This is a genomic window from Shewanella sp. Koi 1, from assembly GCF_052907445.1.
Genome location: NZ_JBREJM010000001.1, coordinates 3,062,775 through 3,085,642 on the forward strand (window position 1 = coordinate 3,062,775; position 22,868 = coordinate 3,085,642).

24 protein-coding genes and 1 other annotated feature are annotated in these 22,868 nt (G+C 48.9%); of the genes, 18 read left to right on the forward strand and 6 right to left on the reverse strand.

Annotated elements, in window-relative coordinates:
- The first annotated feature begins 34 nt into the window (after positions 1-34).
- From ACUZ8J_RS13440 to ACUZ8J_RS13465, 6 genes are read left to right on the forward strand one after another with little or no spacing between them, the layout of a single operon-like run.
- On the forward strand, positions 35-496 hold the full coding sequence (locus tag ACUZ8J_RS13440) for a hypothetical protein (protein ID WP_446694105.1): 462 nt from the start codon (positions 35-37) through the stop codon (positions 494-496).
- Positions 493-930 (forward strand): hypothetical protein, encoded by a 438-nt coding sequence (locus ACUZ8J_RS13445; protein ID WP_446694106.1) that lies wholly within the window; start codon positions 493-495, stop codon positions 928-930. The genes ACUZ8J_RS13440 and ACUZ8J_RS13445 overlap by 4 nt, the downstream gene beginning before the upstream one ends.
- Positions 927-1,175 (forward strand): hypothetical protein, encoded by a 249-nt coding sequence (locus ACUZ8J_RS13450; protein ID WP_446694107.1) that lies wholly within the window; start codon positions 927-929, stop codon positions 1,173-1,175. Before ACUZ8J_RS13445 ends, ACUZ8J_RS13450 begins: the two co-directional genes overlap by 4 nt.
- Positions 1,172-1,447: a hypothetical protein gene (locus tag ACUZ8J_RS13455; protein ID WP_446694108.1), complete on the forward strand. Its 276-nt coding sequence runs from the start codon at positions 1,172-1,174 to the stop codon at positions 1,445-1,447. Before ACUZ8J_RS13450 ends, ACUZ8J_RS13455 begins: the two co-directional genes overlap by 4 nt.
- Positions 1,444-1,617: a hypothetical protein gene (locus ACUZ8J_RS13460; RefSeq protein WP_446694109.1), complete on the forward strand. Its 174-nt coding sequence runs from the start codon at positions 1,444-1,446 to the stop codon at positions 1,615-1,617. The genes ACUZ8J_RS13455 and ACUZ8J_RS13460 overlap by 4 nt, the downstream gene beginning before the upstream one ends.
- On the forward strand, positions 1,617-1,829 hold the full coding sequence (locus ACUZ8J_RS13465; RefSeq protein ID WP_446694110.1) for a hypothetical protein: 213 nt from the start codon (positions 1,617-1,619) through the stop codon (positions 1,827-1,829). The genes ACUZ8J_RS13460 and ACUZ8J_RS13465 overlap by 1 nt, the downstream gene beginning before the upstream one ends.
- Positions 1,830-1,834: 5 nt before the next feature.
- Here the strand turns inward: ACUZ8J_RS13465 and ACUZ8J_RS13470 are convergent, their stop codons facing one another.
- The 5 genes from ACUZ8J_RS13470 to rnm form a co-directional block, all read right to left on the reverse strand.
- Positions 1,835-3,094, reverse strand: a complete 1,260-nt coding sequence (locus ACUZ8J_RS13470; protein WP_446694111.1) for a tyrosine-type recombinase/integrase — start codon at positions 3,092-3,094, stop codon at positions 1,835-1,837.
- A gap of 181 nt (positions 3,095-3,275) precedes the next feature.
- Complete coding sequence (scpB, locus tag ACUZ8J_RS13475; protein WP_011622248.1) at positions 3,276-3,872, reverse strand: SMC-Scp complex subunit ScpB; 597 nt, start codon at positions 3,870-3,872, stop codon at positions 3,276-3,278.
- A gap of 3 nt (positions 3,873-3,875) precedes the next feature.
- Complete coding sequence (locus ACUZ8J_RS13480) at positions 3,876-4,664, reverse strand: segregation and condensation protein A (protein ID WP_011622247.1); 789 nt, start codon at positions 4,662-4,664, stop codon at positions 3,876-3,878.
- A gap of 189 nt (positions 4,665-4,853) precedes the next feature.
- Entirely contained in the window at positions 4,854-5,474 is a 621-nt protein-coding gene (locus ACUZ8J_RS13485; protein WP_086904495.1) for an L-threonylcarbamoyladenylate synthase, read from the reverse strand.
- Positions 5,471-6,331, reverse strand: coding sequence for an RNase RNM (gene rnm, locus ACUZ8J_RS13490; protein WP_086904496.1), 861 nt, complete (start codon positions 6,329-6,331; stop codon positions 5,471-5,473). The genes ACUZ8J_RS13485 and rnm overlap by 4 nt, the downstream gene beginning before the upstream one ends.
- A 210-nt stretch (positions 6,332-6,541) precedes the next feature.
- Positions 6,542-6,649, forward strand: a sequence feature (Trp leader region).
- A gap of 51 nt (positions 6,650-6,700) precedes the next feature.
- On the opposite strand from rnm, the gene ACUZ8J_RS13495 reads away from it, so the two are divergent.
- The 6 genes from ACUZ8J_RS13495 (at position 6,701) to trpA (ending at position 13,700) form a co-directional block, all read left to right on the forward strand.
- Positions 6,701-8,410: an anthranilate synthase component 1 gene (locus ACUZ8J_RS13495; protein WP_446694112.1), complete on the forward strand. Its 1,710-nt coding sequence runs from the start codon at positions 6,701-6,703 to the stop codon at positions 8,408-8,410.
- A 10-nt stretch (positions 8,411-8,420) separates the two neighbouring features.
- The gene (locus ACUZ8J_RS13500) at positions 8,421-9,029 is read left to right on the forward strand and encodes an aminodeoxychorismate/anthranilate synthase component II (RefSeq protein WP_099458338.1); all 609 of its coding nucleotides are present in this window, start codon (positions 8,421-8,423) and stop codon (positions 9,027-9,029) included.
- Positions 9,029-10,072: an anthranilate phosphoribosyltransferase gene (gene trpD / locus ACUZ8J_RS13505; protein ID WP_446694113.1), complete on the forward strand. Its 1,044-nt coding sequence runs from the start codon at positions 9,029-9,031 to the stop codon at positions 10,070-10,072. Before ACUZ8J_RS13500 ends, trpD begins: the two co-directional genes overlap by 1 nt.
- 77 nt (positions 10,073-10,149) lie before the next feature.
- Positions 10,150-11,559: a bifunctional indole-3-glycerol-phosphate synthase TrpC/phosphoribosylanthranilate isomerase TrpF gene (gene trpCF, locus ACUZ8J_RS13510; RefSeq protein WP_446694938.1), complete on the forward strand. Its 1,410-nt coding sequence runs from the start codon at positions 10,150-10,152 to the stop codon at positions 11,557-11,559.
- Positions 11,560-11,667: 108 nt separating this feature from the next.
- On the forward strand, positions 11,668-12,858 hold the full coding sequence (gene trpB / locus ACUZ8J_RS13515) for a tryptophan synthase subunit beta (protein ID WP_446694114.1): 1,191 nt from the start codon (positions 11,668-11,670) through the stop codon (positions 12,856-12,858).
- Between the two features lie 5 nt (positions 12,859-12,863).
- On the forward strand, positions 12,864-13,700 hold the full coding sequence (gene trpA, locus ACUZ8J_RS13520) for a tryptophan synthase subunit alpha (protein ID WP_446694115.1): 837 nt from the start codon (positions 12,864-12,866) through the stop codon (positions 13,698-13,700).
- 100 nt (positions 13,701-13,800) lie between these two features.
- Here trpA and ACUZ8J_RS13525 read toward each other — a convergent pair whose 3' ends face one another.
- The gene (locus tag ACUZ8J_RS13525; RefSeq protein WP_446694116.1) at positions 13,801-14,856 is read right to left on the reverse strand and encodes an alpha/beta hydrolase; all 1,056 of its coding nucleotides are present in this window, start codon (positions 14,854-14,856) and stop codon (positions 13,801-13,803) included.
- A gap of 289 nt (positions 14,857-15,145) precedes the next feature.
- On the opposite strand from ACUZ8J_RS13525, the gene ACUZ8J_RS13530 reads away from it, so the two are divergent.
- From ACUZ8J_RS13530 to ACUZ8J_RS13555, 6 genes are all read left to right on the forward strand, one after another.
- Positions 15,146-17,074, forward strand: a complete 1,929-nt coding sequence (locus ACUZ8J_RS13530; protein ID WP_446694117.1) for a TonB-dependent receptor domain-containing protein — start codon at positions 15,146-15,148, stop codon at positions 17,072-17,074.
- A gap of 230 nt (positions 17,075-17,304) precedes the next feature.
- Entirely contained in the window at positions 17,305-17,730 is a 426-nt protein-coding gene (locus ACUZ8J_RS13535) for a glycerate kinase (RefSeq protein ID WP_446694118.1), read from the forward strand.
- 182 nt (positions 17,731-17,912) lie between these two features.
- Positions 17,913-18,194 carry a DUF2798 domain-containing protein gene (locus ACUZ8J_RS13540; RefSeq protein WP_446694119.1) on the forward strand — a complete coding sequence of 94 codons (282 nt, stop codon included), beginning with the start codon at positions 17,913-17,915 and terminating at the stop codon, positions 18,192-18,194.
- Between the two features lie 583 nt (positions 18,195-18,777).
- Positions 18,778-20,265 (forward strand): lysine N(6)-hydroxylase/L-ornithine N(5)-oxygenase family protein, encoded by a 1,488-nt coding sequence (locus tag ACUZ8J_RS13545; RefSeq protein WP_446694120.1) that lies wholly within the window; start codon positions 18,778-18,780, stop codon positions 20,263-20,265.
- A complete protein-coding gene (locus ACUZ8J_RS13550; RefSeq protein WP_446694121.1) occupies positions 20,265-20,957 on the forward strand; it encodes a GNAT family N-acetyltransferase in 693 nt (230 codons plus the stop codon). Before ACUZ8J_RS13545 ends, ACUZ8J_RS13550 begins: the two co-directional genes overlap by 1 nt.
- Positions 20,954-22,843 (forward strand): IucA/IucC family protein, encoded by a 1,890-nt coding sequence (locus ACUZ8J_RS13555; protein WP_446694122.1) that lies wholly within the window; start codon positions 20,954-20,956, stop codon positions 22,841-22,843. The genes ACUZ8J_RS13550 and ACUZ8J_RS13555 overlap by 4 nt, the downstream gene beginning before the upstream one ends.
- Positions 22,844-22,868 lie beyond the last annotated feature (25 nt).

A 22,868-nucleotide genomic window follows, 5' to 3' on the forward strand; every position in this document is an offset into this window, starting at 1 on the left:
TGATTTACCCAGTGCTTGAGGCTAAGGGGTTGATATGAAGATTACAGACGAAGAACTGATGCAGTGCATTTGGCAAATGCAGTTGCGCACGGTAACAACGGGCGTGCTTGATTGCTATGTAGGGAATGAATACGCGGTTAGTGGTGCAAAGTGTGACAGTGAATTTTTGTACGCTTCATCAATGAAGTTATTTAACCGTGAGCATTTAACTAGCGTGATCTGCAAGTCTCAGTTGCTATTCCGCTTACGCTATTTGGCCCGTCAAAAGCTAATCAAAATAGATAGAGGCGCATTTTGCATTGACAACCACGAAGCGCGCGAAGCCTACCAGCTCGCGCGCCAATGGTGGCTTGATCATGGGGTGCCCACAGGCTACGACCGCGAGCACAACTGCATGCGCTGCGTCGAGCTACCCAATTACAACGACATGGTTGAGCAGTGCCTAGCTCACCTCAACCACCACTTTAGCAAGCAAGGCTTACGAGGTGCAGCATGAGCTTAGATATGGAAGATTTCACGTTAGATATGGTCATCGCACAGGCTAAAGCAGCGCAACTTAAGAAAGAAACTGACGCTGAAAAGCTGCCAGCTTTGTTCGACAAAACACTGAATGCACTGGTTACGGCCTGCGAAAAGCTCGAAGCAATCACCGCAGAACGTGACCAGTTAGCAGCCCAATGTAATCAGCTTAGATGTCAACTTGAGTATTTTGTTGGTAATACCTTTGAATTTAACGAAGGTTCTGAATATATAGCTGAAGATATAGATGAGTTGCTTTCTAAAACGCCTGAAATTTGCCTTTCCGATATTCGAGCTAATGCCATACGCGAGTTTGCAAAAGAATCGGCTGAAGGTTGCGAAATGCCATTTATAGAGGACCTTGCAGAAGAATGGATAACAAGGCAAGCAGCTAAGGATGGTGCGGCATGAAAACCACAATATCCGCAGTGCTTACCTGCTTTGTTGTATCGCTTCTAATCGCGCTAATTGTGGTGGCGTCGTTTAGCTTTAGCATCGACACGCCGCCGCTAATTTTCGCCTTCATTTGGGGAATTGGTTTTATGTCAGCTTGGTTTTCGGTATTCGCAATCACTAAAACCTGCAAGGTGTTAGTGATTGATGACAATACACGGGTAATCACGGCTGACGAACGCAGCAATAAGGCAGGTGCATGATGGACCTGCTTAAAAACATAATCAAAGCTCTTTTCTTCTTTGCACTATTCATAGGTTTTTCAGTGTTTGTTGCTAAGTGTGAACATGATAGCTCACCTGTTGTAAACGGTAAGCGCGTCGGCACAGGGTATGAGTGTCACGACAACGTGCTTTACGTCGTTTCTGGTTCAGGCATGGGTAGAAGTATTGCTCCATCTTTTAATGCTGAAACAGGAAAAATAATCAAGTGCAGCATGGGAACAAGTAGCCAAGCGGCTAAGGATGGTGAGTGATGACTCTCACTGTCGGTGAAATTTATCAGTTCAAATGTGGGCGAGAAAAAATTATCTACGTCGGCAAACAAGGTAATTGGCACCAGTTCGAGCTTAATGGTGAGGCTGGTGTTATTTGGTGCGAGCTACTAGATAGCGATTTGCATTTAATCGAAAAGGCAGGTGCATAATGTTTCAGCAAGAAATCGAAGCGATGCAAACTCAGGTGGTGCAGCAGTTCTTCTCGCCTGCGCAACTTGCTAGAGCGCTGGGGATAGGCACTACAAAGCTGTACCAACTGCTTAAACTAGATGACTTCCCCAAGCCAACAACAAACCCTCACTTTAAGAATAAGTACAACTTTCAAGAAGTGAAGGCTTGGATTTACGAGAACCAACAATGAGGCCGCTACTGCGCGGCCTTAAGTTCAACCACGTTATGATAGGCTGCAGGGTCTTTAAGGCGCTGCAGCTTAGCCCACCAAATACGATAGGCTTTAGCCTGTTCCTCTAAATAGTCGTAGTGATCATATACCGACTGAATCCCATTCAGCTTGTGACCCAGCATGGTTTCTGCCACTTCCGTGGTAGTGATTTTACTCATGTTAGTGCGCTGCGTTCTGCGCAAATCGTGCAAGTACCAATCATTTAACGGCTTACCGTTCAGCTTAGCCCATGTGTTTAACGGGTTAGACATGCGAGTCGTCGCCGCCTGCGAATATACCCCGCCTTTCTCCGTTGGAAAAACCAGACTGTTAGGACTTAGTGAGAATGCCAGTTCAAGCAATGGCACAACCTCGTCGATGATCGGCCGCAATAGCGGTCGTTGCATCTTGTAGCCTGTCTTATGGTTTTCAACTGGCACAGTCCATACTTTCTTTGAAAAATCAAAATGCGATTTCTCAGCCAGCCTGAGCTCGCCAATCCTGCAACCAAAAAACAACGCTAAGAAAACCATAATTCGATTGCCAAGGCGCTGCCGTTTGGCGTTATCAATGGCCTGCAAAATAATCTTGAGCTCATCATCGCTAAGCGTGCGCTTACGGCTTTTGCGCGAGATATTTAAGTCCTCTTTCGACTCAATACCCATTAACTCGTTAGTGCTAATAATTCGCCGGCGAACAGCCCATTTTAGCGCCCTGCGACTCACTGTTAGCGTTAGATTCGTCATGGTGGGTTTCTTAGCAGCGATAGACTCAAACAAATCTAGCCATTGATGCAGAGTGACTTGATCAACCTGCTTTTTACCAAGCACGGGGAATACGTTGATTTCCAGCGCGCGCAAATACTCATGCGCTGTACTGTCTTTGACACTGGCGCGGCCATCGCTAAACTGCGACTTATGCCAAGCCCTGAAAACTTGCTCGACTGAACCTTCGGCAGAATGTGCCTTGGCCGCTTTATCCTTTTTATATTCTCGCGGGTCTTGATGATCGAGAAGCAACTTGCGGTAAACGTCGCACTGTTCCCGGGCTTCTTTTAGTGATAGTAAAGGATATGGACCTATATCAACCCGAGCAGCTTTACTCGCCCATCTGTAGCGCATTTGAAACGTAATGGCGCCCTTAGCGGAAACCCTCACACTGAGCCCGTCACGGTCTGCCTTCTCATAGGGTTTATCAGCAGCTTTATTAAGGTTTGCTTTTAACCATGAGTCAGAAAGTGCCATATCCTTTCCCCACTTTGTACATCACTGCATTATGTACGCAAGTATGTACACAAATTGCCAGAATAGAAACGAACAGAAGTGAAAACTTTTTCGATGTAAAATCCATTTTTTGTAATATTTTCAAAGAGAATCAATGATAAAACGAAGGGTAACGAATGATAATGAAAACATAGTGTTTTTATCACTCATTAGTATCTTGCTCTTCTGACTGTTCAGGCGTTACTTTCAGACCTGAAAATACCGCCTGCAATGACTCAGTATCCGTAAGCGCAGGTAAATCCGCTAGGGTATCTAAGCCAAAATAGGCTAAAAATTCTAAGGTCGTGGCGTAGAGTGCGGGTCTCCCCGGGACTTCTTTGTGGCCAACGACTTTAATCCAATGTCTATCTGACAAACTTTTAATGATATGGCTACTAATGGCCACACCACGCACCTGCTCAATATCGCCACGGGTCACAGGTTGACGATACGCGATCACCGCCAAGGTCTCTAATGTTGCCCGCGAATACTTAGGTGCTTTTTCCTGCCACAGGGGCTGCAAAAAAGGACTCAGGACTTCCAAGGTCTGGAAGCGATAACCCCCAGCCACTTTCACAAGTTGAACACCCCGTTCCTGATAATCCTGCTGCAACTCTTCCAATGCGGCTTTGATTTTGTCTCTGGAAACGCTGAAATCCGCCAACACGGTTTCTTTCAACATTTTCACCGACAAGGGTTTCCCCAATACAAACAGACTCGCTTCAATAAGCTGTTTTAATTGAATTGGATTTATCTGCATCAATTAATAGGCCTTTACGTAAATAGTTGAAAACGGCTCTGTTTGGTACAATTCCACTAATAATTCTTTGACCAATTCCATCAGCGCTAAAAAGGTCACCACCACACCGGCGCGGCCTTCTTCGACACTGAATAAACGCTCAAAGGGCGTAAACGTCTCGCTATTAAGCATGGCTAAAATTTGGCTCATGCGCTCACGGGTCGATAACTGTTCACGCTTAACATGATGATCTTCGTTGGCATCGATACGTTTAAGCACTTCGCCAAAGGCGCGGGCGATTTCAAATAACGATACATCAGGCGGGATCACCAAAGGTTTGATATTCGGTGAAGGTGCCGCGGTTGCTTGAAACACATCGCGTTCAAGCCGAGGTAAATCATCAATTTTTTGTGAGGCTTCTTTGATTACCTCATAGGCCTTCAATTGACGGATCAACTGGGCCCGTGGATCTTCCTCCACTTCATCTTCCGCCACCATACGCGGCAGCAGCAGACGGGATTTAATCTCAGCCAGTGTTGCCGCCATGACCAGATAATCCGAGGCCAGTTCGATACGCGCCTGAGTGAGCATCGCGATATATTCTAAATATTGCGCGGTGATCTGCGAAATGGGTAAATCGACAACATCTAATTTTTGCTTACGGATCAGGTATAAAAGTAAGTCGAGCGGCCCTTCGAAGGACTCTAAAAACACTTCTAACGCCTCAGGTGGAATAAACAAATCCTGTGGCATTTCGGTCATTGCCTGACCGCGAACAACGGCTAAGGGTAAACTTTGTTGCGTGCCCTGCATCCGCTATCCCCATGTAAAACAATCGTTTTTAAACGGCTGTAGATGACTGACTTGACCCCGTACTGAGCGCGGCTTAAGTTCGCTAATCAAGCTCCCCTACGCCAAACGCGCGATTATACCCGCAATTGAGCGGCGATAACACTGTCAAATGATGGTTTTATCGCCTCAATCTCTTAGGGTAAATCGCGGTTAGAGAAATGGGGTAACATCACCCGCGCCTTCACGCAGCACTTCGAAACCATCTTCCGACATATCAATGACTGTGGTCGGTTTCTCACCTAAGTAGCCACCGTGCAGGATCACATCCACTTGATGCTCTAACAGATCGCGAATGTGCTCGGGATCCGATTCTGCAAAATCACTATTGGGCATCACCAAACTGGTCGACATCAGCGGCGCATCTAACGCCTCGAGCAGTGCCAAGGCAATCACATTGTCCGGCACGCGGATACCAATGGTTTTCTTTTTGTCGTTTTGCAGACGACGGGGCACTTCCTTACTCGCCTTAAAGATGAAAGTGTAAGGTCCAGGCGTGCAGCTTTTTAAGATGCGGTAAGCCTGATTATCCACCTTGGCATAGGTCGCAAGCTCAGATAAGTCGCGGCACATTAACGAGAAATTATGGTCGTGCTCGATTTGACGAATGCGGGTAATGCGCGTCATCGCGTCTTTCTCGCCAATCATGCAACCGAGGGCATAGCCCGAATCGGTTGGATATACAATCACACCGCCGGACTTAAGCACAGCCACAGCTTGACTGATCAGGCGTACCTGCGGATTTACTTCGTGTACATAAAAAAACTGACTCATGGTCGTTCCACCCAAGATCCCGACTGCCAGACCCAATCAATACCTTGGGGCTGGTAGAGATTTTTACCTAGTTCAATCCAATTGCTTGGAAAGTGAAAATCACTCCCTATCGATGCAAGCAACTGATTTTGGACACTCAGCGCCACTAAATTGGCCCTGTCATCCACCGTTTGTTGGCCGAGCACCACTTCCATGGCATCCCCGCCGGCTTCTTTAAATTCTCGCACTAAACGCTTTAACCATTTGGCCGACAGCTTATAACCGCTCGGATGGGCCAATACCGCGAGGCCGCCCGCATTGTGGATCACCTCAATTGCGCTGGCCATATCGCCCCAATTGTTGGGTACATAGCCAGTTTTACCGCGAGCTAAATAGCGTTTGAACACACTTGGCATATCCACCGCATGGCCATTATCGGCAAGCCAGCGAGCATAGTGACCACGGCTTAAGGCAGCGCCTGCGGCGAGTTTTTTAGCACCCTCATAGGCGCCTTCAATCCCCGCTTTAGCTAAGCGATGGCCGATTTCTTCGGCGCGCTGCTCACGCAACTCTCGCTGATGCGCTAAAAAACGTAATAACTCGGCATGGGTCTCATCAAAGTTGAGCGCCACAATGTGAATATCGTAACTATTCCAGCGGGTTGAAATCTCAACCCCAGAAATCAGTTTTAAGGGTTCGGCCTGCGCTTGATTAAAGGCGCGGGCTTCACTTAAGCCTGCAACCGTATCGTGATCGGTAATTGCAAATAACTGCACGCCCTTTTCAAGGGCTCTGGCGACCAGCTCGGACGGCGTGAGATGACCGTCGGATGCGGTCGTGTGGCTGTGCAAGTCAGCCAATATGCTTTGAGTATTCATGCCGTTATTGTACGTGAATTTAAGATGAAATGTGCATTTATCTCACACTTTATCGAGCAGGAATGGCATTCGGTACAGTGATTTAGCGACGTTAATCCATCATTTTGAAAAATATTCAATTGACTTTCGCCTCAGGCTCATGTTTTCTATAGCTCAACTAACGAATTATTGAGACCCTTTTGAATGACTCAGATTAACGCTTCCTTCAACATCATTTGGTGGTGGCACTTCCCAACTTAGCGGGTGGTGTGAAGCTCTGTGCTCATTTGAAAGTAACAGAATCAACAAAAAAGCCCGCAGAAATGCGGGCTTTTTTGTTGGTGCGAAAAATGTCTGCAACGCGGTAAACGGATAAAAAGCGAGATAAGCATGACCCTAAAGACATTTAATCAGGTTAACCAAGTTGATGGCGAAAATGTTGCCTCGTCTCAACAGACATTCGCACGTTCACATACGCTCAAGGCTGCGCTGGCATACCATAGCGACCCACTGCGTCTGTACCAGCACATCACTCAAGATGCGCCCCATACCATGTTGTTAGAATCGGCGGAAATCGACAGCAAGGAAAATCTTAAGAGCATGGTAATGACCCATGCGGCGCTGATGATCCGCTGCGACGGTTATCGTTTACGCTTTAGCGCACTGAGTGACAATGGCATCAGTTTACTCTCCCCCATCGAGCAATTTTTTACTGCTCGCGCAAACCAAACTCAATGCCAACGCGATGGCCAAAATCTAGTGGTCACGCTGCAAAAGGATAGTGAGCTTAAGGATGAAGATGCGCGCTTAAAATCCACCTCCCCCCTCGATGGTTTGCGCTTGTTTGTAAAGCATATCGACTGCGGCGCTCATACTGACAGCCAATCCAAGCCAGCATTCGAAGACCTATTTTTAGGTGGCGTGCTCGCCTACGATTTAATTGATACCGTCGAGCCACTGCCAGAAGCACCAAATGGTGCAAATGATTGTCCTGATTATTTATTTTATCTCGCCGAAACCTTAATTCTTATCGATCACAAACAAAAGCACGCCGAGCTAATCACTCACAACTTCAGTGAAGGCACTGAACAACATTCCGAGGTGACCCAAGCCTTAGCCGAGCGAGCAGAGAATATCCGCGCCCAATGTGAAGCCTTAGCCAGGAGTGCAACGCCTGCGCCCGCCCTCGTTGGCATAATGGCCACAGAGCTAGTGAATGTCAGTGATGAGGACTTCAAGCAAACCGTTATCGATTTAAAAGAACACATTATTGCCGGTGATATCTTCCAAGTCGTACCTTCACGCAGTTTTAGCCTGCCCTGCCCCAATACCTTAGGAGCTTACCGCGCGCTGCGTCTAACCAATCCTAGCCCCTATATGTTTTATTTCAGAGGCCATGATTTCACCCTGTTTGGCGCCTCGCCCGAGAGCGCGCTGAAATATGAAGCCAGCAATAATCAGGTCGAAGTCTACCCGATTGCAGGCACCCGTAAACGCGGCAAAACCGCCAGCGGCGAGATTGATTTCGACCTCGATAGCCGTATCGAACTCGAATTGCGTTTGGATAAAAAAGAGCTCTCCGAACATTTAATGTTGGTCGATTTAGCCCGTAACGATATCGCTCGAATCAGCCAAAGTGGCAGTCGCAAAGTGGCCGAGTTACTTAAAGTCGACCGTTATTCCCACGTGATGCACTTAGTTAGCCGCGTCACAGGTCAACTACGCCAAGACTTAGATGCGCTCCACGCCTATCAGGCCTGCATGAATATGGGCACGCTAGTTGGCGCCCCGAAAGTGCGCGCCTCGCAACTCGTACGTCAGGCGGAAAAGACCCGCCGAGGCAGCTACGGCGGCGCAGTGGGCTACCTCAATGCCCTTGGTGATATGGACACCTGTATCGTTATCCGCTCCGCCTTTGTGAAAAACGGCGTGGCCCATATCCAAGCGGGTGCTGGCGTAGTGTTTGATTCCGACCCGCAGAGTGAAGCCGATGAAACCCGCCAAAAGGCGCAGGCGGTGATTTCGGCCATCAAGATGGGTGCAGGCTTGGATGACAGCCAGCAAGCAGCATCGACCCAAACGACTGAACAACAAAGATAAGGAGCCCAAGATGAAACTCTATTTACTCGATAACTTCGACTCCTTTACCTACAACTTAGTCGACCAATTTAGAAGCCTTGGCTGTGAAGTGGTGATCTACCGTAACGATGTTGCCGCCGACTATATTGCCGACAAGCTGTTAGCGGAAACCGAACCGAGTGCCTTAGTGTTATCACCAGGTCCAGGTGCGCCCCATGAAGCGGGTTCCATGATGGCGCTCATCGACAAAGTCGCGGGCAAAGTGCCTATGCTGGGGATCTGCTTAGGCCATCAAGCCATGGTGGAATATTACGGCGGTAAAGTAGAGCGCGCGCCTTTTGTGGTTCATGGTAAAGCCAGCCCCACCTTCCATAATGGTGAAGGCGTGTTTGCTAACTTACCTTCGCCCTTACCTGTCGCCCGCTACCACAGCTTAGTCGCCACAAAAGTACCCGATTGTCTTGATGTTATTGCCACTACCGATGATATGCCAATGGCGATTTTGCACGCCGAGCACAGGGCGGTCGGTTTTCAGTTTCACCCAGAATCCATCTTAACGACCTTGGGCAGCACATTGTTAACCCAAACCCTACGCTTTTTGACTCAAGACATCGCCCACAATACCGCAGGAGCTAAATAATGAGTACGACATCAATCCAGCCCCTGCTCGATATCTTGTTTCAGGGTAAGGCATTAACCCGCGATCAAACCGCCAGCCTCTTTAGCACCCTTATCCAAGGTGAAATGAATGAGGCCGTGATGGCAGCAATGTTAATGGCGCTTAAAATTCGCGGTGAAACCATTGCCGAAATCAGTGGCGCCGCCGATGCGATGCGCGCCGCGGCTAAGCCATTTCCCTACCCAGCCTCAAGCCGTAGCCAAGGGATTATCGATATCGTCGGCACCGGTGGCGATGGTTTTAATACCATTAATATCTCCACCACAGCTGCCTTTGTCGCCGCAGCCGCTGGCGCGAAGGTTGCAAAACACGGTAATCGCTCAGTCTCGAGCAAATCGGGCTCTTCAGATTTACTCGCCCAATTTGGCATCGATTTAACCATGTCGCCCGAGCTGGCGAGCCGCTGCCTCGAATCACTCAATCTGTGCTTCCTGTTTGCACCCCACTACCATGGCGGTGTCAAACATGCGGTGCCTGTGCGCCAAGCGCTGAAAACTCGCACCTTATTCAATGTGTTAGGGCCATTGATTAACCCCGCGCGCCCAGAATTTATGTTGCTTGGGGTCTATAGCCCAGAGCTAGTGACGCCCATCGCCCGCGTACTGCAAGCCCTTGGCACGCAAAGAGCCATGGTGGTGCACGGCAGTGGTTTAGATGAAGTGGCACTTCATGGCAGCACCCAAGTCGCCGAACTCAAAGACGGTGAGATTATTGAATATCAATTAACGCCGGCGGATTTTGGTGTACCGCAGGCCCACATTAGTGAGCTTGAAGGGGGCGAACCTGCACAAAATGCCCAAATCACGCAATCAATTTTGCAAGGACAAGGCAGCGATGCCCACACCCATGCGGTTGCCATCAATGCGGGTTGTGCCTTATATCTGTGTGGCTTATCGGACTCAGTCAAAGCTGGCACCGCCCTTGCGCTCAATACCATAAAAAGCGGCAAAGCCTTTGAATTACTGAATCAACTCGCTAAAGTCAGCAGCGAAGCACAGGAATAATGACCATGGCACAGGTTCAACAACCCGAGGCGCATCGCTCGGAAGATAATCAAGCATCGCAGGATGTAAGGGGTAGCATGCAAACCAGCACCGCAAAAGCCAACGTTTTAACCCGTATCGTCGATACTAAGGCCGCCCATATTGCCGCCCTTAAGTTGCGTTTTCCTGAAGACAGCTTAACCCCCAAGATTTCGGACCGTAGTTTATTTGCCGCCTTAAAAGCCCCGAAGGCGGGTTATATTTTAGAGTGCAAGAAAGCCAGTCCATCCAAAGGCTTAATCCGTAAAGACTTTGATGTCGAAGCCATCGCTTCTATTTATACCCAATATGCAGCGGGGATTTCGGTCTTAACCGATGAGCAATTTTTTCAAGGGGACATGGACTATATCCCGAAAGTACGGGCCAAAGTGAGCCAACCGATTCTGTGTAAAGACTTTTTTGTAGATGAGTATCAAATCAAATTAGCGGCTCATCAGGGCGCTGATGCGATTCTGTTGATGCTTTCTGTGCTCGATGATGAGCGATATCAGCAACTTGCCAACGAGGCGGCCAAGTATCAACTCGATGTGTTGACCGAAGTCAGCAATGAGGAAGAACTGAAACGCGCCATCGTCTTAAATGCACCTATTATTGGCATTAATAACCGCAACTTACGAGATTTAAGTACAGATTTAGCCACCACAGAAGCCCTTGCGCCGCACATCGGCAGCGATCGCGTGGTGATCAGCGAATCGGGCATTTACACTAACGAGCAAGTGCGTCGCTTAAGCCCATTGGTCGATGGTTTCTTGGTCGGTAGCTCGATTATGGCCGAAGAAGATATTGATTTAGCCTGTCGTAAATTGATCTTCGGTCACAATAAAGTCTGCGGCCTCACCCGCCTTGAAGATATTCAAGCGGCGGCCGCTGCTGGTGCCGTGTATGCTGGGCTGATTTTTGCTGAAAAATCGCCACGCGCGCTCACTAAAGATGCCGCCAAACAATTAGTACAGCAATACCGCGCCGCTAATTTGCCCGCCATTGAGTTTGTTGGCGTATGTGTGAATAGCACACCTGAGTTCATGGTGAGTATCGCCCAAGAATGTGGCTTAGCCGCGCTGCAACTGCACGGCAGCGAAACTGAGCTGGAAATTGCCGAGCTAAGCCAATTACTGCAACAGGCCGGACTGAAGACCCAAATTTGGAAGGCGGTCAGTGTCGATGCTCAAAGCAGCGAACTTGCTGCTATGCCAAGAGGGGTGCAGCGTTATCTTTTTGATAGCAAGAATGACGCAGGTTTTGGTGGCACAGGGCAAGCCTTTGATTGGCAACTCCCCATTGCCCATAAAGCCGAGGCCATGCTCGCGGGCGGCCTCAATGCTGACAATGCTGCCCGTGCCAATGCCCAAGGATTTTACGGTTTAGATTTTAACTCTGGCCTCGAAACGGCTCCTGGTATTAAGTCGGCAGAGAAAATCCAAGCGGCATTTAGTCAATTAAGACTCTAGACCCACTTTTATAAAAACCTGTGCAAAGTACAGGCTAGCGAGAATTGAAACTCGATGGCGTTAACCTATATAGCCCTCGAAACAAATGAATAGGATAAGGAACAAGGTATGTCACAGTTAAAGCTTAACCCTTATTTCGGCGAATACGGCGGTATGTATGTGCCGCAGATTTTAGTCCCCGCCCTGAAGCAACTCGAAAACGCTTTTGTCGAAGCGCAGGCCGATGAATCCTTTCAAGCCGAGTTTACCGACCTGCTGAAAAACTACGCGGGTCGCCCAACGGCACTGACACTAACCCGCAATTTAAGCCCTAACCCTATGGTGAAAATCTACCTCAAGCGGGAAGATTTACTCCATGGCGGCGCCCATAAAACCAACCAAGTATTGGGCCAAGCATTACTGGCTAAACGCATGGGTAAAAAAGAGATTATTGCAGAAACCGGCGCTGGCCAGCACGGTGTTGCCACCGCCCTTGCCTGTGCGCTGCTGGGATTAAAATGCAAAGTCTATATGGGCGCGAAAGACGTTGCCCGCCAATCACCTAACGTATTTAGAATGCGTTTGATGGGCGCAGAAGTCATTCCTGTCACCTCAGGCTCTGCCACCTTAAAAGATGCCTGTAACGAGGCGATGCGCGACTGGTCTGGCAGCTACGAAAAAGCCCACTATCTCTTAGGTACAGCCGCAGGGCCGCATCCCTTCCCGACCATAGTGCGTGAGTTCCAACGTATGATCGGTGAAGAAACCAAGAAGCAAATGCTGGAGCGCGAAGGTCGTCTGCCCGATGCGGTGATCGCCTGTGTCGGCGGTGGCTCTAATGCCATTGGTATGTTTGCCGACTTTATTGATGAAACCAGTGTCGAGCTGATTGGGGTCGAGCCCGCCGGTAAAGGCATTGATACCCATATGCACGGCGCGCCACTCAAACATGGCAAAACCGGGATTTTCTTTGGTATGAAGGCGCCCTTGATGCAGGACTGTGAAGGCCAAATCGAAGAGTCCTATTCGATTTCGGCGGGTCTTGACTTCCCATCCGTCGGCCCACAACACGCCCATTTGAACGCGATTGGCCGTGCGCGCTACGAATCGGCCACCGATGACGAAGCCCTAGAAGCCTTCCAATTATTGGCTCGCAGCGAAGGGATTATCCCCGCGCTCGAATCGGCCCACGCCCTCGCTTATGCCCTGCGTCTAGCGAAAGAGTGCACCAAAGAGACCATTTTGGTCGTTAACCTCTCGGGCCGAGGCGATAAGGATATTTTCACTGTGTCAGACATTTTAAACGGTAAAGAGGAATAACTAAGATGAGCAGCATTTCAAATCAAACTATCCCTCATCAAGCTGGCCGTTATCACGCCGCTTTTAGCCGTTTAAAAGCCAAAGGCCGCGGCGCCTTTGTGCCCTTTGTCACTTTGGGCGATCCAAGCCCTGAGCTGTCACTGAAAATTATCGACACCTTAGTGCAAAATGGTGCCGATGCACTGGAATTAGGCTTTCCCTTCTCCGATCCGCTGGCAGACGGCCCTGTTATCCAAGGCGCGAACCTCAGAGCCCTCGCCGCAGGTACAACGCCAACGCAGTGCTTCAACTTATTAGCGCAAATTCGCGCTAAATATCCAGAGCTGCCAATCGGGTTATTACTGTACGCGAACCTCGTATTCCCCAATGGCATCGATGCTTTTTATGCCAAAGCGCAGCAAGCGGGCGTGGACTCAGTGCTTATCGCCGATGTGCCAGTAGAAGAAGCGGCGCCATTTATTCAAGCCGCTAAGGCCCACGGTATCGCGCCGATTTTTATCGCGCCGCCCAATGCCGATAGCGACACCCTTGAAAACGTGAGCAAAAGTGGCGAAGGCTATACCTATCTATTGTCCCGTGCCGGTGTAACAGGCACAGACACTAAGGCTGGAACACCCGTTGAAGAAATTTTAGCTAAGCTGCAAGCATTTAATGCGCCGCCACCGCTATTAGGTTTTGGGATTGCCGAGCCTGCTCAAGTAAGCGCCGCCATTCAAGCGGGCGCCGCGGGTGCGATTTCTGGCTCAGCCGTGGTTAAAATTATCGAAGCTCATCAACAGGATGAAGCAAAACTGCTGTCCGCCTTGGGCGAATTTACCCGCGCAATGAAAGCGGCAACCTAATTAATTTAACCACTGACCATCTGAGTACAGGCGTGTTTGCACCTGTGCTCAGTTGTTTCTAAGCGCTAAAAATGCCTCCAGCTCAGTTCGACAATCACGTCTACCTCAGTGCCTCATTTGACTTAACACCAGCAAAATATGCTTTCAATGACTCAAGGCTTTGTTTGCGATCGCTGAGCTGTTGTCTCTCGCTATATTGGATCAACTGCTCGAGGTATTGCTGAGGTGGAGTCACCCTCAAGCCAAAGCGCTCCGATAATAATCGATATTGGTCAATCACTTGCTCCTTGCTAAACGTCTTGGCATAGATATCGATGGCAAAGTCTTTAAACAGATGGCGAATACCATCGTATAAACCTATGTGACTCACACTCTGATGTGTCTCTTCGGGATAGTATTGGGCCGCAAAACTCAGCCCTTGAGGGGGACTTTTGGTCAGCTTATCCGCAAAGGCCAAATTTAAATCTCTATGATAGGAAGACACGCCAAATCCCGGTGACAAGGGATTATTTGCAATCGCCATAAAGAGTTGTTTCTGCTTGAAATCACCCTTTTCAACTCGATTTTCAAGTTGAGTGAGGTAATGTGGGCTGTCAAACCACAGGCTAGTATCAATGGCAATATAGGCCGAAAAAAGTTGCCTGTCGGTACGTAGCGCTTCCATCGCTAGTAAGCCCCCAAAGGAGTGGCCCACCAACACATTAATGCCATTGGTTCGCAGCTGACTATGTATGCTTGGCGCTAATTCCTGCTCGATAAAATCTAAAAATCGCCCCGCGCCCCCCGTTTGCTGGTATTTGGGATTGCCTTTTTTTCCACTCGGCAACACCAGCGTATGGGTCGGAGTGTAATCCCGCATCCTTTCAGTGTTGTTAATACCAACAATAATCATCTTAGGGATTTGCGGCATAGCGCCTTGACTTAAAAACTGCAGCAAGCTTGCCATATGGTCAAATTGTTCATCTGCATCAAGCAGATAAACAACGGGATACGCCTCCGTCGATTGTGAATATCCCTCAGGAAGCGCAATCAGATACTGCCGTGTTTCCTTAAGCAGTTTGGACTGCAATTGCTGGCTTTGATACTCCACCGCCGCAGTGGGCTGTGATATCACGCTCCCCATCAATAAACCGACTACAACTAAAAAGTATCGCATTGGGTACTGTTTCCTATTGGGAAAGTATTGAATATTCGATGAAAATGTATTTAAGACGCTAATAATGCGCAGTCTGCATTGAGGGACAAGGCGACAATATTTCCCCTCCTCCATCCTGCTAAGTGACGTGAATCACATCATCTTCGATTACATTGTAAATGACAATTATTATCATTAAAAGGAATGAGTGATTGTGCTATTTTGGCGACCAGTTGAAATAGTCGATTTACAAAGATTTACCATTTTTGCTTTGTTAATTAATTAGATAATGGATATCGGGGGATTGAAATTGAGTAACCATAAAACGCTAAATCGTTTTCCTTTCGCACTGTTAGCACTCGCCTGTTCATTGCAACCACTCCTGTCGACACAGGCCGATGACACAGAACTCGAACATATAGTGGTCACCGCCAGCGCTAAGGACCAACAGTTAAGTTCGGCGCCCGCCTCTATCTCTGTCATCGATGCCGAAGAGATTAAGTTGCTGCCCGTAAAAGATCTCGGCGATGTGCTGCGTGGCAGTGTAGGGGTCAACGTGGTCAGCGGTAACGCAGGACGTAACAGCCTCTATGTCCGTGGTATGGATGAAACCTATGTGCTAATGCTCGTTAACGGCAAACGCGTGTCCTCCTCAAACGGCCTATGGCGCGGCGGTAACTTCGACATTACCGCAATTCCGATTGATGCTATCTCGCGGGTCGAAATTGTCCGTGGTCCAATGTCAGCACTCTACGGCTCAGACGCCGTTGGCGGGGTGATTAACGTGATCACTAAGGCGCCGACCGAGGATTGGCAGCTCACCCTCGATGCCGAATACAGTAAAATGCAAGAAGGGGATGGCGGCGATAGACAACGCTACAACGTGTTTACCTCGGGCAAATTGACCGATAGCTTAGGGCTGATGCTCACCGCCGAATCCGCAGAGCAGGATCTTTGGCAATTACCCGAAATCACCCCGACCTTCGATACCATAGAAGAGCGAAAAACCAAGAAACTCTACAGCGCACTCACTTGGCAGTTGGCTGACAATCAAACATTAGACTTTGATTATCAATATGATAAAGACAAAGTCCCCCTCACGACCTATGCTGAAAAATCAAAGCGCGAACAGCAAATCGAGCGCAATACCTTTGGCCTTACCCACAAGGCAGACTGGCAATGGGGCCAAACCCAGTTAGAGGCCAATCTCGAAGATTCTAAGCTCTACGACTACAACAGCCGTTACAGCCTACAGCCGCCATTAGGACGCCATATTGATGAAAAGAATACCAGTTTCAAAGCCACCAGCTTTTTCAGCCTATGGCAACAGGACTTTACCTTAGGCGGCGAATACCATAAGACCGAGGTTGAAGATCCTGTTCAGTACCCCACAACCAAAGGCGATAGCGTCGACCAATACTCACTCTTCGCCCAAGATGAAATCGACTTCTTAGATGACTGGACGCTGACCTTAGGTGCCCGCTACGAAGATAATGAAAAGTATGGCAATAACCTCAGCCCGCGCGCCTATATTGTCTATCGCGCCACCGATAAACTGACCTTTAAAGGCGGTGTAGGCACGGCCTTTAGGGCTCCCGCATTATTTGAGTCATCGCCCACCTTTGCATCAGTCAGTTGCGGTGGCGCCTGCTCCGTGGTTGGTAATCCCGATCTCGACCCAGAAACCAGCGTAAACTATGAGTTCTCAGTGCTAATGAGCGATAACACTTGGGATATTTCGGCAACGGCCTACCACAATAAAGTCAAAGACTTAATCACAGTTTCGACCTGGGATAGAGTGAGCCCGAGCCGGACTTATTACAATGAGTCCGAAGTGACTTTACAGGGGATAGAACTGACGGGCCGAATCGATTTGACCGAAGATCTCAGTCTTAAAGGCAACTACAGCTATCTCGATACGGAAAAAAGCAATGGCTCAGAGTTAAATGGACGTCCCGCTCAAACCGCCAACCTTCAGCTCGATTGGCATATGACTGATGACTGGCAACTCTATGTCAGCGGTAACTATTTTGGTGACTACTTAGATAGCAGCGCGATAAAACGCAGTGGCTATAGCCGCTTCGATTTTGGCACCAGCTATCGGTTAACGGAAAACATCAAGCTACGCGCGGGTATGACCAACTTTACCAATGAGCAACCCGCTGAAGATTCCGACGGCACCACAGAAACCATTCTGCCGGGACGCGCCGTATTCGCCGGGGTGACGTTAACGCTGTAATCGCCTTCAATGAGTATTTCGCCATTGAAGGGCCAAATCATCGGATTTGGCCCTTTTCTTTCTCGCCTCCCACACTGCGACAACCAATGATGACAAAGTGAGAACTCACAGCTTCTTAAAACTGTCAAACCCAAGGCTTATATTGGGCGCTGAGTCTCATGTCTTAGCGAAAGAGATGTTAATATAACGCCGGTAACATCGGCAGTTTTGTTATGGTAAATGGACTTTTTATGCAGTATCAAATTTATATTCTCGACGTCACGCCTTGGGGCTGTGGTTTTCAAGGTGAAGTCGCCGCCCAATGTGATAATGGCGCCCCAGTATGGTTTTATTATCAGGGTAGCGGTCAACAGGCTAAGCAACGTTTTCCGGTGAATCAGTGGGTTAAGGTTGAACTCTTCGGCCGCTTAGCCAAGGCAAACCTACAGACCGATATCATTGAACACCGCCAGAGTCTGCACTTCCCTAAACATAATTGTCACTTTGAGGCCTCGGGACAAATTGTTGAGATCACCCAAACGCCCGATGATACTGTGTATCTATTGCAATCGAGCCTTCCCCTGCCCTTCGATAATGAACTGGGCACCTCACCGATCTCCCGCGGTCATTGGGTCAATGTCACTGGGGAATTATGGGTGACTAACTGGCAAGATTAAGGCTAAGTTAGACTCCCTTCCTAAACCATGAGATTACCTAATGAGGCTGTGAATCATGTCTAAGCGTCAATGGCTTTTAGGCCACTTTGTCTCTAGAATGGCAAATCCGTTGTGCTTAAGGTTTTAATGATTAAGCCTAATCTATACATTCTTTCGCCAGAGCAAATCCGATTGAGGCCCCCATGTCCAGCTTAGATTCTGTACCTAATAAAAACCGTACGATTTTTGGTACTCCCAAATTACCCGCCAAATACGCTACGGTTGTTATGCCATTTTTTCTATCAATTTTAATGAGTTGCATAGTATCAGGGATCAGTACCTTCAACGGTGTCGGTGCATCGGCGCAATTTGTTGAGCTTTGGCTGAGTGCGTGGGGGATCTCATGGGCAGTGGCCTTCCCAACCTTACTGATAGTATTACCCTTAGTTCGAAAGTTAACCGCCGCGTTTGTGCAATTACCTTAAACTCACCTCCGTGTTTAATGCCGCTAAAGCCATTTTCCCAAATGGCTTTTATGTCGCCCTTCTCCGCTTTGCCCTAAATCCTCCCTAATAACCCAGTCAAAGAATCGGATTTACAGTCGATTTACACTCAACATTGACTCACACTTTCGTTGCTTAAACCTGCGTCCCGCAATGCTGGCACTCCGAAATAAATCCGACGTTAACTTAACTGTAATTCACTGTTTTTAATTTGAATATTTCTTAAAGAACTTTCTTAAAGAAGTGTTTTACTCATTTTATGCTACGGCAGCTGCTTCGCTGACAAACCGTATTTCAGCCCTTTATTTCCCAGTCAAAAGTACGACTCATCCGATAACTCACAAATGAGAATGGTTTGCATTTGTAATTTTTCGAATGCTAATTTATTCGCCGTTGCGCTAACGCACTAATCCTCAGTTTATGCGCAACACATGGAACCGATCCTGATCCGCAAGATAAGGGAATGACTCACTCGGCTGAGATAGAGAGAACCACTCCTACTTGCCCATCAGCCGATGATGACAACCACAGTTTCGGTTGGCAGCTGGAACTTAAGGAGGCGTAAGTGACTACCCAAAAAAAGGAAAACGATCGCAGGATTTTCGATCTACTCGGTATCGGCATAGGTCCATTCAATCTCGGATTGGCCGCCCTGAGTGAACCTATCGATGGCTTTAGCTGTTTGTTTCTTGATACCAAAACCGAGTTTGATTGGCATCCAGGTATGCTGCTCAGCGCCTCTCGGCTGCAAACACCGTTTATGTCCGACTTAGTGACCATGGCAGATCCCACCAGTCGTTATAGTTACCTCAATTTTGCCAAGCAAACTGGCAGGCTGTATCCCTTTTATATCCGCGAAAACTTTTTCCTGCCACGGAATGAGTATAACCAGTATTGTCAATGGGTTAGCAAACAACTTTCCAACCTGAGATTCGGTTTTAAGGTCACCCAACTCGATTACAACGCCGGTGAAGGTATCTACCATGTTACGGGTGTAGATAGACGCAGCGGCCAGCCCAAAACCTATTTGTGCCGCAAACTGGTGCTCGGCACGGGCACCACGCCCTATGTGCCAGACAATTGCCCGCTACACGATCCCCGTGTGATACATAGCGCCAGCTATGTGCAGCAAAAAACCTACCTGCAGAGCCAAAGCGCCATTACCGTGATCGGCAGTGGTCAAAGCGCCGCGGAAATCTTTTACGATCTCCTACAAGATATTGATACCTATGGCTATCAATTAAATTGGATGACCCGCTCGCCACGCTTTTATCCGCTTGAATACACCAAACTCACCCTAGAAATGACTTCGCCAGATTATGTGGATTACTTCCACGAACTGACGCCAGAAAAGCGCAGTCGCTTGATTGCGAACCAAAAATCCCTCTACAAGGGGATCAATGCCGAGTTAATCAACGATATTTATGACCTGCTTTACCAAAAACGTTTAGTCAGCGATATCCAATGCCAACTGCTGACCAACGTGGCGCTCGATAAGATAGAGACCTCGGGCGACACGCTAACGCTCAAGTTCAACCACCTCGAACAGGAATATGCCCTCGAGCAACAGACGGGCGCCGTCGTCTTAGGCACTGGCTATCAATATCGTTTACCCGAATTTATTCAAGGCATTAAATCACAAATTGAATTTGATGATCGCGGCCAACTCGCCATTCAACGGGATTATGGCATCGATGTCAGGGGCGATATTTTTATCCAAAATGCGGGCCTGCATACCCATGGCATCAGCTCACCAGATCTGGGCATGGGCTGCTATCGCAATGCGATGATTCTGCAAGCGGTTTTAGGTTACGCGCCCTATCCGATTGAAGACAGTATCGCCTTCCAAACCTTTGATCCAACCAAGCTCCGCGCACGGCAAAACCAGCCCACGAGCACCTATTCGGCTACAAAAGCCATACCAAGCAAGCCACTATCTTCGGCGGCGCCACCTACACAAAATAGTAATTGTGAGCCACAGGCCGCACTGCGGATAAGTCCTTCGGGCGGCAGTGTGTCGGTATTGATGGCGCCAAACAAGGAGGCGCAATAATGACCAGCCAATGGAGTCGCCACTGTGCGTTCTCACTCTCAAAACCCATTGTGATTGATGAGTTTGTGTTTAAACCACTCAATCTCCCGCAACACCTGTCTATGTTGCAGCGCTGGTTTAATCAAGACTATGCCCGCTTTTGGGGGATGCGGGGGATGAGTCTCGATGCACTTGCTCAAGTGATGGCGCCAAGCGAGCACAAGCTCGCGCTGATCGGTGAATGGCAAGCCAAACCGCTGTTTATGGTGGAGTTATACGATCCCGCCCACGATGAAGTGGGTGAGCATTACGCCGTGGAGCGGCTCGATTGCGGTATGCACCTCATCCTCGCGCCGCTTGAGGGCAAGCCTGTTCATGGCTTGTCCAGTCAAGTGATGCTGGCTATTGCCGAGCTTATTCTCGACAAGCTCGCCTTTAAACGAATGGTGGTCGAGCCGGATCAGCAAAACCACAAGATCCACCGCTTAAATAGCCAAATTGGGATCCGCTACCAAAAAGCCATTCAACTGCACAGCAAAGCCGCATTCCTCGGTTTTTGTAGCGCCGAGAGTCGCCAATTAGCGCAAAAGACCAGCACACCTTTTATGCCGCGCACTGCATCCCAAGCGACTCATGCAACTCAAGCAACTCAAGCAACTCATGCGACCCACACAACCGCTGTTAACCCTATCATTTTGCAGGTAAACCGATGAACTTAGCCACTAACCGCGCATTACTCAAGCCATTCACCCAAGCCGAATTCCCCACGCTGGAGGCCGCAGCCCACACGCACGTCCCCGCCCACTTAATGCCGGAATATTGGCAGGCGGCCAATCGCCATTTAGTGAAGAAAATCCTCTGCGAATTTACCCATGAGAAGATCATCACCCCACAAATTTATCGCCAAGCGGCAGGCATCAATCACTATGAACTGAGGCTCAAGGACTGCACCTATTACTTCAGTGCGCGCCATTATCAGCTCGACCACCTTGAGATAGAAAGCGGATCGATTCGAGTCAGCAGCGCGGGCCAAGACAAGCCACTCGATGCCATGAGTTTGATTATCCAACTGAAAGATGCCTTGGGCATGAGTGAAACCTTGTTACCCACTTACCTAGAGGAAATCACCAGCACCCTCTACAGCAAGGCCTACAAGTTGGCCCATCAAGCTATCCCCGCCGCGACACTCGCTAAGGCCGATTATCAAACGATTGAGGCGGGCATGACCGAGGGGCATCCAGTGTTTATCGCCAATAATGGCCGTATTGGTTTTGATATGCAGGACTATTACCAATTTGCCCCCGAGAGTGCCAGCGCGCTTCAGCTAGTGTGGATTGCGGTGCGTAAGGACAAAACCACCTTCTCCGCCCTCGAAGGATTAGACCATGATAACTTGTTAAAACAGGAGCTTGGCGAACAGTTCACCGAGTTTCAACAACATTTAAGTGCACTGGGGCAAGCGGCCGATAGCTTTTATTTTATGCCCGTTCATCCTTGGCAGTGGCGCGAAAAAATTGCCCGCACCTTTGCCGGCGAAATCGCCCGTGGCGACATTATTTATCTCGGCGAAAGCCAAGATTGCTATCAAGTTCAACAATCGATCCGCACCTTCTTTAACTTAAGCGCGCCGCAAAAATGCTACGTCAAAACTGCGCTTTCTATCTTAAATATGGGCTTTATGCGCGGGCTTTCGCCGCTGTATATGAGCTGCACCCCGCAGATCAACGCTTGGGTGGCCGACCTTATCGAAAACGACAGCTATTTTGCCGAGCAAGGTTTTGTGCTCCTAAAAGAAATCGCCGCAATTGGTTATCACCACAGGTATTACGAAGAGGCGCTCACCCAAGATAGCGCCTATAAGAAAATGCTGTCGGCGCTGTGGCGCGAGAGTCCGCTGCCGCACATTGAGCCGCAGCAAACCCTGATGACCATGGCGGCGTTATTACACGTCGATCATCAGGAGCAAGCCCTGCTTGCCGCCTTAATCACGCACTCGGGCTTAAGCGCCAAGGAGTGGGTTAAGCGCTATCTCAACCTCTACTTATCGCCATTACTGCACGCCTTCTTTGCCTACGATCTGGTGTTTATGCCCCATGGCGAGAACCTGATTTTAGTGCTCGATGCTGGCGTCCCGGTCAAAATATTGATGAAGGATATCGGCGAAGAAGTCGCAGTCCTCAACGGCAGCGAGCCACTGCCGCAAGAAGTGCAGCGCCTTGCGGTCGAGCTTGAGGAAGAGATGAAGCTCAACTATATCTTGCTCGATATTTTTGACTGTATTTTCCGTTACTTAGCGCCAATTTTGGATAAGCAGGCCGAGGTCAGCGAAGCGCAATTTTGGGAGCTTGTGGCAGACAATGTGCGCGACTATCAAGCGCAGCATCCTCACTTGGCGGACAAATTTGCACGATACGATCTCTTTAAAGACAGCTTCGTCCGCACTTGCCTGAACCGCATTCAGCTCAATAACAACCAGCAGATGATTGACCTTGCCGACAGGGAAAAAAATCTGCACTTTGCGGGCGAAATTGTTAATCCGCTGGCCGCCTTTAGGCAAAGCCATGCCTTTGGAAATCAGAAGCTTATACCCAAACCCTAAATCACTTTTAACCTTGAGTGGGCCT

Bases quoted from the DNA above. Each gene is read 5' to 3' on its own strand.
- ACUZ8J_RS13440 (WP_446694105.1), top strand. From the start codon at position 35: ATGAAGATTACAGACGAAGAACTGATGCAGTGCATTTGGCAAATGCAG.
- ACUZ8J_RS13445 (WP_446694106.1), top strand. From the start codon at position 493: ATGAGCTTAGATATGGAAGATTTCACGTTAGATATGGTCATCGCACAG.
- ACUZ8J_RS13450 (WP_446694107.1), top strand. From the start codon at position 927: ATGAAAACCACAATATCCGCAGTGCTTACCTGCTTTGTTGTATCGCTT.
- ACUZ8J_RS13455 (WP_446694108.1), top strand. From the start codon at position 1,172: ATGATGGACCTGCTTAAAAACATAATCAAAGCTCTTTTCTTCTTTGCA.
- ACUZ8J_RS13465 (WP_446694110.1), top strand. From the start codon at position 1,617: ATGTTTCAGCAAGAAATCGAAGCGATGCAAACTCAGGTGGTGCAGCAG.
- ACUZ8J_RS13470 (WP_446694111.1), bottom strand. From the start codon at position 3,094: ATGGCACTTTCTGACTCATGGTTAAAAGCAAACCTTAATAAAGCTGCT.
- scpB (WP_011622248.1), bottom strand. From the start codon at position 3,872: ATGCAGATAAATCCAATTCAATTAAAACAGCTTATTGAAGCGAGTCTG.
- ACUZ8J_RS13480 (WP_011622247.1), bottom strand. From the start codon at position 4,664: ATGCAGGGCACGCAACAAAGTTTACCCTTAGCCGTTGTTCGCGGTCAG.
- ACUZ8J_RS13485 (WP_086904495.1), bottom strand. From the start codon at position 5,474: ATGAGTCAGTTTTTTTATGTACACGAAGTAAATCCGCAGGTACGCCTG.
- rnm (WP_086904496.1), bottom strand. From the start codon at position 6,331: ATGAATACTCAAAGCATATTGGCTGACTTGCACAGCCACACGACCGCA.
- ACUZ8J_RS13495 (WP_446694112.1), top strand. From the start codon at position 6,701: ATGACCCTAAAGACATTTAATCAGGTTAACCAAGTTGATGGCGAAAAT.
- ACUZ8J_RS13500 (WP_099458338.1), top strand. From the start codon at position 8,421: ATGAAACTCTATTTACTCGATAACTTCGACTCCTTTACCTACAACTTA.
- trpD (WP_446694113.1), top strand. From the start codon at position 9,029: ATGAGTACGACATCAATCCAGCCCCTGCTCGATATCTTGTTTCAGGGT.
- trpCF (WP_446694938.1), top strand. From the start codon at position 10,150: ATGCAAACCAGCACCGCAAAAGCCAACGTTTTAACCCGTATCGTCGAT.
- trpB (WP_446694114.1), top strand. From the start codon at position 11,668: ATGTCACAGTTAAAGCTTAACCCTTATTTCGGCGAATACGGCGGTATG.
- trpA (WP_446694115.1), top strand. From the start codon at position 12,864: ATGAGCAGCATTTCAAATCAAACTATCCCTCATCAAGCTGGCCGTTAT.
- ACUZ8J_RS13525 (WP_446694116.1), bottom strand. From the start codon at position 14,856: ATGCGATACTTTTTAGTTGTAGTCGGTTTATTGATGGGGAGCGTGATA.
- ACUZ8J_RS13535 (WP_446694118.1), top strand. From the start codon at position 17,305: ATGCAGTATCAAATTTATATTCTCGACGTCACGCCTTGGGGCTGTGGT.
- ACUZ8J_RS13540 (WP_446694119.1), top strand. From the start codon at position 17,913: ATGTCCAGCTTAGATTCTGTACCTAATAAAAACCGTACGATTTTTGGT.
- ACUZ8J_RS13550 (WP_446694121.1), top strand. From the start codon at position 20,265: ATGACCAGCCAATGGAGTCGCCACTGTGCGTTCTCACTCTCAAAACCC.
- ACUZ8J_RS13555 (WP_446694122.1), top strand. From the start codon at position 20,954: ATGAACTTAGCCACTAACCGCGCATTACTCAAGCCATTCACCCAAGCC.